This is a genomic window from Dolichospermum sp. LEGE 00246, from assembly GCF_015207865.1.
In the GTDB taxonomy this organism is placed as follows: Bacteria; Cyanobacteriota; Cyanobacteriia; order Cyanobacteriales; family Nostocaceae; genus Dolichospermum; species Dolichospermum heterosporum.
This window is the reverse complement of the sequence record NZ_JADEWA010000235.1, coordinates 1-8389: the sequence shown is the minus strand read 5'-3', so window position 1 is coordinate 8389 and position 8389 is coordinate 1. Positions and strand designations below refer to the sequence as shown.

The window sequence follows — 8389 nt, the reverse complement described above, 5'->3', positions numbered from 1 at the left end:
ACCTATCAAACAGGTCGAAAAGTGGCTCTTGATTTCAAATCAAACATGAAGATTGTTTTTGATGAATTCTTGCCGCAATGGAATTACACCGCTAAACCAGAATTACAGGTTATTTAATCCACGATCCTTAGCTAATTCTACATCCCAAGGAATTGGCGGATAACTCAAAGCCCGAATTTCTTCAATTAAACCTGCTGGGAGAAAACCCCGATTTTGTTCATGGTGATATACAAGTCCCTGACTCAGACAACGGCGATAAAATTCATCCAATCCCACACCATCACCATAAGTCCACCAATCGGCTTTTCCTGGTTCTAAAATGTCACATTGTCCAATTCCCCGCAAAGTTGATAGTTTACGATAGAGGCGCAAATCTTTGACTATTTGGTCATAAATTGACTCTGCTGATAAATTCTTTAAATCAGGGTCGTGTAACACCCCAATGTGAGGTAATTCACCTATCCCCATTTCTAACAACCAAGAATTAATCACATAATCACAAGCAATATTCCACAAATAATGGTCTCTTCCTTGACAGCGAGTATCATGTCTAAGTCCGGCGTGTAACAATTCATGAGCCATCACAAATCGGCATTCTTCACTATTTAATCCAGCAGCAGGATTGATAAAAATTTGTTTATTTTGGACATCAATTGCGGCTACAGAAATATCCAAACGTTGACAAATTAAGGGATCTTCAATAATCTCAAAATTAGTTGCTAAAGCTCCCAACAAAGGATAGCCATTGATAAACCAAGCCTTAGCTCTTTGTCCAGGAGTATCATTTTTGTTTTGCACACCCAACAAAGGTTCGCGTCCGGCGGCTACATTTACCGCATTGGTAACTGCTCTTGTTAATCCTGCTCCAAAAAGAGTTTGCCAGTCAAAACCCCGACCCCAATAGTTACTTTTGATAGGTTCTATAATCATATCCACAAAGTTATCACCAGGAAGACCACGCTCGCAAAATTCCTGATACAAATTTTCTTCATTTCGGTTAGAAACATTGAGAGAAAAAAGGTATTCTTCTGGGATAGCTCCTAACTTTAAATCGGCAAGAAACTTAGCAATAAAATAATTACAAGCGGCGTTCCATTCACGAGGATGTGTGCGTTTTTGGAAATGACCAAAACCCAGATGCAAGAGACAATGAGCTAATACATAAACCCATTCTTCTGGAGAACCCCGTCGCGTCGGATGCACGTGAATAGCACCGTTGCTAGTGACTACAGCCCAACCCTGTGGTGGACAATGGTTTCCCGATTGACGATTAATGTTGGCGTGGTAGAGTAACGGTGCAAAAATGGGATGCTCTCTGAGGATGTCACATCCCTGCATAAATTGTAATGTGGCAATATATCTGTTTGCTTCTTTTTACGTGCCATTTTCTTTTTTGACTAAACGTGGCAAGTCTCTCACTATTTCTACCATCAACCAACTAGTACAGCAGGGCGTAAATAAACCGACCATCCTCAATCGTCAAAAAGCTTGCTCAATATTACTTTTGACCTTTGACTTTTGACTTTTGACTTCCGCTTTGCGGTACTAGGTAAAGCATCTCCTTTTTCGGGTTCCGAAACCACCATTTGGGCAATTTCAAAGCTGATAGCCGCTAAATCTTTGAGTAGTCCTTTGGCGCGATGAGCTAAATCTTTATGACTACCTGTAATTGCTTGACGTTCTTGGGGTAATTCTTTGATCAGTTGAGCGCGGAATGATTGAGCTAGAAAATAGAGGACATCTCTATCTTCTGGCAGGTGTGGCCAGGTAATTTCACCTTTGAGAATTGCTGTGAGTTGATATTTACTTTTAATTTGTTTGATAAAACCTTTGAACTGGGTTCCATGATGGGGAGAAAGACACCCCATAGCGAGAACTTCTAGCCAGTGGTCTGTCAGGCGATCGCCATATTCATGTAAGGTATCACTTAACATATGCCAAGAGCGGGGAGTGGAAAAAGGTTCTTCATGTTTAGGTGGTTGACTCCATAGATGATCTGGGCGAGTTTGAATATATTCAATTACCCAGGGATGAATATCATGATTTTTTGCCCAATCTAACCAGTCTCGATGAGAAACTTTTAAATGGACATGAACCATGCGGTTGAGTAAAGGTGAAGACATGGGTTTAACGATGGCACTATCTTGAGCGCGATTACCTGCACCAATGACAATTGAATCTTTAGGGAGATGATATTCACCAATTCTTCGCTCATGAATCAGGCTGTAGAATGCTTTCTGTACTTCGTGAGAACAAGCGTTGAGTTCATCCAAAAACAGACAATAGGGTTCTTCTCGGGCAATCATTCTGGGTGGGCAGAAGCGACTTGTTCCATCTATAATCTGTGGTACTCCAATTAAGTCTTCTGGTGCTAGTTGACTACCCAGGAGTGAAACGCAAGGTATTCCCACTTCCGCCGCAAATGCTTCTACTAAGGATGATTTACCGATTCCTGGCGCTCCCCAAATAAATACGGGGCGTACTACTGCTACATTCAACAGAAATTCTGAGAGTTGTTTTTGGGTGACTGTAATTGCTGGGTTCATTCTTAACTTACGAAAACTGCTGTTGATTAACCCCAATGTGGGATGATTTTAAATTCGCTTTATTATTGATATAACTCTAACAACTCTAACAATACCTTTAGCAAAATCCATCAAACCCTATTGATATCGTAACAATTTTATTGGTTTTGAGACCTATATTTGGTAAATTGGCGAAGGTATGTTGTTGTTTTTGGGCGACAAAGCAGGTGGGGCGGAGGCAAATTTCCAGTGAGGATTATTTGGTTGTCTCCAGAGAATTGACAGTAGCATTAAAGTTTATTGAAGATATAGTTGCTCTCGTTATGGAAAAAACGAATCCTGGTAATGGCAAAATTCCATCTGGTAAAAAAACGCGACGGAATTTTTTGCTCTATATGGTGGGGAGTAGCTTCACCTCAGTAGTCATTGGATATCTGTTTCCCCAAGTCAGCCAAAGTCGTGAGGTGGACTTAGAAACCCTTTGCTCATTGTTTCCCTACAATTCCCGTTGTCAAAATTACCTCCCTGGAGTTGAGGGGCTGGATCTCAATGGCAAAGCGATTCAGGTTAATACATTGCTAACAACTGCAATCCCCGGAATTCCCATTCCCGTTAAGGGATTGCCAGATGGCAGTGTTGATTATCTGATCATTAAAGATGGACCCAAAATTGCTGAGTACGCCATCAGTCCGATTTGTACCCATTTAGGATGTACTGTGAAGTGGCATCCCCAGGAGAATCACTTTATTTGTCCTTGTCATGGTTCTCAATACGATTCTCAGGGTAAAGTCATTCATGGTCCGGCTAGGCGTTCCTTGCCGCTGCTGACAGTAGTAGTAGTTAAGGAGAATCAAGTTCGTTTGGTCGATGTCCCACCAGCAAAGGATCTTCGTTAACAGCAGCGTGGTAAATCTGGTTGGGTAATAGGCATCACCGTGTTGGAAACGACAATTTTTCGTAAATGCTTCGACAATGGGAATTGCCAGAAAATGTAGAGTTTTACAGCATAAGCTGTAATTTTTCTCAAAATGGTTCAACCCAAGGACGTAATTCAACTTCCCATGTCCAAGCATTGCGAGGTTGACGGAGAATATTAAGATAGGTTTGAGCAATCGCATCTGGATCTAAAAAACTATCAGGTTTGTCAGGAGACTCCTGACGAGTTGCAGAACGAATTGCCCCATCAATCACAAAATGGGCTACGTGGATGTTCTGAGGAGCTAGTTCACGGGCAATACTTTGGGCTAAACCCCGCAACGCAAATTTACCCATTGCGAAAGGTGCAGACTGAGGATAACCCTTCACGCTTGCAGAAGCCCCTGTAAAGAAAATTGCTCCTTTACCTAAAGCCAACTGACGTTTCGCGGCTGCTTGTGCCACCAAAAATCCTCCATAAGCCGTAATTTCCAGTGTTTTGGCAACATCAGCCGGGTCAAGCTCAATAAATGCCCCCCTAACTCGCCAACTCGGATTATAAATCACTACTTCTGGTGCTCCTAGTTTTTCTTCAACTTCATGAAAGAGTCGGTTCACATCATCAGGTTTAGAAGCATCAGAAGCAAAACTCAGCGAGCCAATTTCTTGAGATAAACCAGTGAGTTTATCAATTTTTCGTGCTGCTAAAGCAACGGTAAAGCCTTCTTTTTTTAATAAACGAGCTAAGGATGCGCTTAACCCACTTCCTGCTCCGACAATTAATGCTGTATTTGACATTTGCTTGATTTTCTCGGACTTTAATGACAAAAAATAGTTGATTGCTTTTGGATTTATGCAGTATCATCAAGAGAAACTACTGTTACTTTATCAGATTACAGTAGTATTTAGATTTTCTCTACAAACAAGGGTTTTTTGAACTGCTGACAGATGCTGGAAAGCCATTACTAATCAGGAACTTCATTCAGATGACGGAAAAACTTGCGCTTAACGACTACCCTATTCATGAATTGATTCGCAGTCGCTGGAGTCCTAGAGCTTTTAGCGATCGCTCTGTAGAACAAGAGAAGCTACTCTCATTACTAGAAGCGGCTCGCTGGGCCCCTTCTTCTTACAATCATCAACCGTGGAGTTTTATTGTTGCTACCAAAGATGACCCCACAGAATACAATCGCTTACTCAGCACTCTAGTTGAGTTCAATCAAGGGTGGGCAAAAACCGCTCCTGTGCTGATACTTGCTGTTGCTAAAGTTCGCACTGATGATGGCAAAATCAACAGACACGCATTTCATGATGTCGGATTGGCCTTAGAAAACCTGATTCTTCAAGCCACTTCTTTTGGTTTATTTGCCCATCAAATTGGGGGATTTAATGGAGACAAAGCCAAAACAGAATACCAAATTCCAGAAGACTATGAACCTGCAACAGCACTTACGATTGGCTATCCAGGAGATCCACAGAGTCTTCCTGACGGACTCAGGGAACGTGAATTAGCTCCCCGTGTTCGCAAATCTTTAGAGGAATTTGTGTTTACTGAAAAGTGGGGAAAAACCTCATTTTTATTGAAAGATTAGAGTTCACAAAATATTCAAAGTTTAGTTAGTGTTTGATATCTTTCGCCGTTCCTGTTGCTGCGTAGTAATACTAGACTTCTTCGGTAAAAATGTAGAGACGATAATTCCTACTCATGGAACGTCTCTACAAGATTTACAGAGAACGCATATTTAATTTTTACCGAAGAAGTTTTTAGCAGATGTCTAATAGTCTGAGAAATACTGAACCACTAACACTAAGCATACTTGTTTTTTAGATTAATTTGTGGGACATTGCTCTTTATAAACTACATAAACTCTATCGCTTTACAGTGGATTAATAAACATGAGCCAAATTTTAGAAGAAGTCTTATCGGCTAACGGTAATTATGCTGAAAACTTTGGTAGTAAAGGCGAATTACTCATACCTCCTGCACGCCGATTTGCAATTCTTACCTCTATGGATGCGCGACTTGACCCAGCCAAATTTGCCGGATTAGCTGAAGGTGATGCTCATGTGATTCGTAATGCTGGTGGACGTGCCAGTGATGATGCTATTCGCTCCTTAATAATTTCTTACAAATTACTAGGAACTCGTGAATGGTTCGTGATTCATCACACTAATTGCGGTATGGAAACCTTCACAGACCAAATCATGCGAAACTTACTAGCTAATAGTCTGCAAACAGCCCAATTAAATGAAACAGGTTGGCATGATATAGGCTCTGGAGGAGGATCAAATGAAGCTGAGTTTATTGATTGGTTGACTATTGGCGACCAGTCTCATAGTGTTTATACAGATGTGAAGCGCATTCGTTTACATCCATTAGTACCACGAGAGATTCCAATTTACGGCTACATCTATGATGTTAAAACTGGAAAATTGATTGAAATTCCAGAAGCTACAGAAATTGGTAAAGCAGACTAGCTCTCACTGGTGGAATGACTATTGATTTAAAATTGACATCTAAACGCAGATAATCTATCCGTGAGTAAAGTTTTTTATTGGGGATGCACAGCAGTTTCTCACAAATTTGGGCAATCAAAAGTTTGACCTGATTTTTAGTGATACTAAAATTTTCCTGTGCAAAAAATATACTGTCTATACAGAGGTAACAGAGTGACTTTTCCATTTTCCTCCACACGACGACGATTGTTATTCTTAGGAGCAAGTCTTGCTTCTACTTTCGGTACAGCAATTGCAGCTTTTGGTCAACAAACTACCAATCTTCCAAAGCCAACGACAAAACCAAGAACTGATGGTTTTGTACCTGTTGTTGGGCCTGCAAGCATTTTGGAAAAACATGGTAAAGTGCTGACCGATAAGGTTCTAATTGTCCAGAATAAAGATAACAATAAATTAGTTGCCGTTAGTCCATTATGTCTTCATAGAAACTGCGTTGTTGATTGGCAAGAAGAAACGCAGCATTTCATTTGCCCCTGTCATGGTTCTGAATTTGGTACTGACGGAAAAGTTATTAAAGGTCCTGCCAAACAGGGACTTAAAGCCTTTGAAGTTAAAGTTGAAGAAAACAGCTTCTTCATAAAACCCCGCATAGAGAATTAGTCAATTAGAAGTAGTTAAAAAAGGGTGTTGCGTTAAATTCTTTTAATGCACCCTACAAGATTTAGGAAGATACTGCCACAAAAAGTATATTTTGATAGCATGATTCGTAGTTTAGCAAAAATAATCATATAAGTGCAAACAGAACTAGTTGTTTTTGACTGTGATGGAGTGTTAGTAGATAGTGAGACATTGGGAAATCGTGTTCTTGTCGAGTTTGTTGCCGAATTTGGATTGAAACTAGAAATTGAAGAAGCTATTTTGTTATTTAGGGGCTGCAAAATGGCTGATTGTGTGGCTGTGATTGAGCAAAAGCTGGGAAAAAAGATGCCACCGGATTTTGTGACTCAGCTTCGTACCCGTACAGCTAAGGCATTTGAACATGAACTGCTTCCCGTGGAAGGAATAGAAGCGGCTTTAGACAAAATTGATTTACCCATTTGTGTTGCTTCCAGTGGACCGCGAGAAAAAATAGAATTAGCTTTGCGTGTCACTAATCTACTACCTCGATTTGCAGGACATATTTTTAGTTCCTATCAAATTGGTAGTTGGAAACCAGAACCTGATTTATTCTTATTTGCAGCTAAAACTATGGGAGTTGAACCTCAATTCTGCACTGTTGTAGAAGATAGTATTTTAGGTGTGCGTGCAGGTACTGCTGCTGAAATGAGAGTTTTATGGTACACAACTGAGAGTGAATCTACTTTACTTGAAACATCTGGAGTAAGTGTTTTTAAATCTATGAGCCAATTACCTTCTTTACTGTCACATCATTAAGTATGCTAAAAATCAACTTTCTAGGAAAACAATATCTCTAAAAAAATAGAGCTATGACCGAAAAATTGGAATATTTTATGTGGGAAGCACTGAGAGAAGGACGCAAAGCTTTACCAAATTGTCTTCCTAATCCACCAGTCGGGTGTGTATTGGTTCGAGACAATGAGATTGTTGCACGAGGTTATACCAATCCACCCGGAACAGATCACGCAGAAGCAATGGCACTCCGACAAATCAGTGGTGATTTGAGCGATTTTACTGCTTTTGTCACTTTAGAACCCTGCTCGTTTCATGGCAGAACTCCTTCCTGTGCCAAGGCTTTTGTCAGTAGAAAAATAGGAAAAGTCTATGTAGCTATGCTTGATCCTGATCCCAGAAATAACGGTCTTGGTATTACTTTACTTGAAGAAGCAGGTATAGCGTTATCGGTTGGGTTATTACAAGCTGAAGCTGAACGTGATATGGGACTATATTTGTGGAAAACAGACTGAATATCTCTGATCAAGCTCTGAAAATTGACTATCATTCCAATATTACTGGAATCAATGGATTTAAAGGAGTAGTAAAAACAAAATAAACTACTCCAGATCCGAGAATCATAATTGCGAGACTGAAGAGAATTACCCAACGATCTGTAGGTTCATAAGTATCTTCCTCAATATCACGACGGACGGCGAAATAGTGTGTTGTGGAAAGCCAAACTGTGAGCAGACCAACTAGGGAAAATACTAAACCTAGCTTCCAACCTGTACCTAAATGAGATACAAGTGGTGTTTGCAAAACACGCAGACGCACGATGACAACACCAAAACCTAAAAGAGCGATCGCTGTTCGCATCCAAGCTAGGTAAGTACGTTCATTGGCTAAATGATCTCGAATCCTTGATGGATTTAGTCTTCCGGGTTGTTTGTGATTTTTTTCTGTTGATTTGGACTGTAACTGCATTAATAACACCCTTAATCCCACATAGATTCCTAACAGTTGCTCAATTCTGGCTGATTAACAGTATAAAAAATATCATGCAGTTAAAATAAGTTCTGCTGCTGGGATATATTTCT

Annotated in this window: 10 protein-coding genes; 6 read left to right on the top strand and 4 right to left on the bottom strand. The window is 40.3% G+C overall.

The genetic code is table 11. The features are described from left to right. Positions 1 to 102: 102 nt before the first annotated feature. Together IQ228_RS15635 and IQ228_RS15630 are read right to left on the bottom strand one after the other, a co-directional pair. Positions 103 to 1338 carry a hypothetical protein gene (locus tag IQ228_RS15635; protein ID WP_193963461.1) on the bottom strand — a complete coding sequence of 412 codons (1236 nt, stop codon included), beginning with the start codon at positions 1336 to 1338 and terminating at the stop codon, positions 103 to 105. 134 nt (positions 1339 to 1472) lie between these two features. Continuing rightward, positions 1473 to 2546, bottom strand: coding sequence for an AAA family ATPase (locus IQ228_RS15630; RefSeq protein ID WP_228043896.1), 1074 nt, complete (start codon positions 2544 to 2546; stop codon positions 1473 to 1475). A 146-nt stretch (positions 2547 to 2692) separates the two neighbouring features. Between IQ228_RS15630 and IQ228_RS27190 the strand changes: the two genes are divergently transcribed. Further along, a complete protein-coding gene (locus IQ228_RS27190) occupies positions 2693 to 3421 on the top strand; it encodes a Rieske 2Fe-2S domain-containing protein (protein ID WP_255549980.1) in 729 nt (242 codons plus the stop codon). A gap of 127 nt (positions 3422 to 3548) precedes the next feature. On the opposite strand, the gene IQ228_RS15620 is transcribed toward IQ228_RS27190, so the two are convergent. Then, a complete protein-coding gene (locus IQ228_RS15620; protein WP_193963459.1) occupies positions 3549 to 4238 on the bottom strand; it encodes an SDR family NAD(P)-dependent oxidoreductase in 690 nt (229 codons plus the stop codon). A 188-nt stretch (positions 4239 to 4426) separates the two neighbouring features. Between IQ228_RS15620 and IQ228_RS15615 the strand changes: the two genes are divergently transcribed. The 5 genes from IQ228_RS15615 (at position 4427) to IQ228_RS15595 (ending at position 7822) form a co-directional block, all read left to right on the top strand. Next, positions 4427 to 5032, top strand: a complete 606-nt coding sequence (locus tag IQ228_RS15615; RefSeq protein ID WP_193963457.1) for a nitroreductase family protein — start codon at positions 4427 to 4429, stop codon at positions 5030 to 5032. 304 nt (positions 5033 to 5336) lie between these two features. After that, positions 5337 to 5918: a carbonic anhydrase gene (locus IQ228_RS15610; RefSeq protein WP_193963455.1), complete on the top strand. Its 582-nt coding sequence runs from the start codon at positions 5337 to 5339 to the stop codon at positions 5916 to 5918. A gap of 192 nt (positions 5919 to 6110) precedes the next feature. Beyond that, a complete protein-coding gene (locus tag IQ228_RS27455) occupies positions 6111 to 6557 on the top strand; it encodes a Rieske (2Fe-2S) protein (RefSeq protein WP_193963453.1) in 447 nt (148 codons plus the stop codon). Between the two features lie 132 nt (positions 6558 to 6689). Next, the gene (locus tag IQ228_RS15600; protein ID WP_193963451.1) at positions 6690 to 7331 is read left to right on the top strand and encodes an HAD family hydrolase; all 642 of its coding nucleotides are present in this window, start codon (positions 6690 to 6692) and stop codon (positions 7329 to 7331) included. Positions 7332 to 7384: 53 nt separating this feature from the next. After that, a complete protein-coding gene (locus IQ228_RS15595; RefSeq protein WP_193963449.1) occupies positions 7385 to 7822 on the top strand; it encodes a bifunctional diaminohydroxyphosphoribosylaminopyrimidine deaminase/5-amino-6-(5-phosphoribosylamino)uracil reductase RibD in 438 nt (145 codons plus the stop codon). A 31-nt stretch (positions 7823 to 7853) separates the two neighbouring features. On the opposite strand, the gene IQ228_RS15590 is transcribed toward IQ228_RS15595, so the two are convergent. Next, the gene (locus IQ228_RS15590; RefSeq protein WP_193963447.1) at positions 7854 to 8276 is read right to left on the bottom strand and encodes a YidH family protein; all 423 of its coding nucleotides are present in this window, start codon (positions 8274 to 8276) and stop codon (positions 7854 to 7856) included. Between the last annotated feature and the right edge of the window lie 113 nt (positions 8277 to 8389).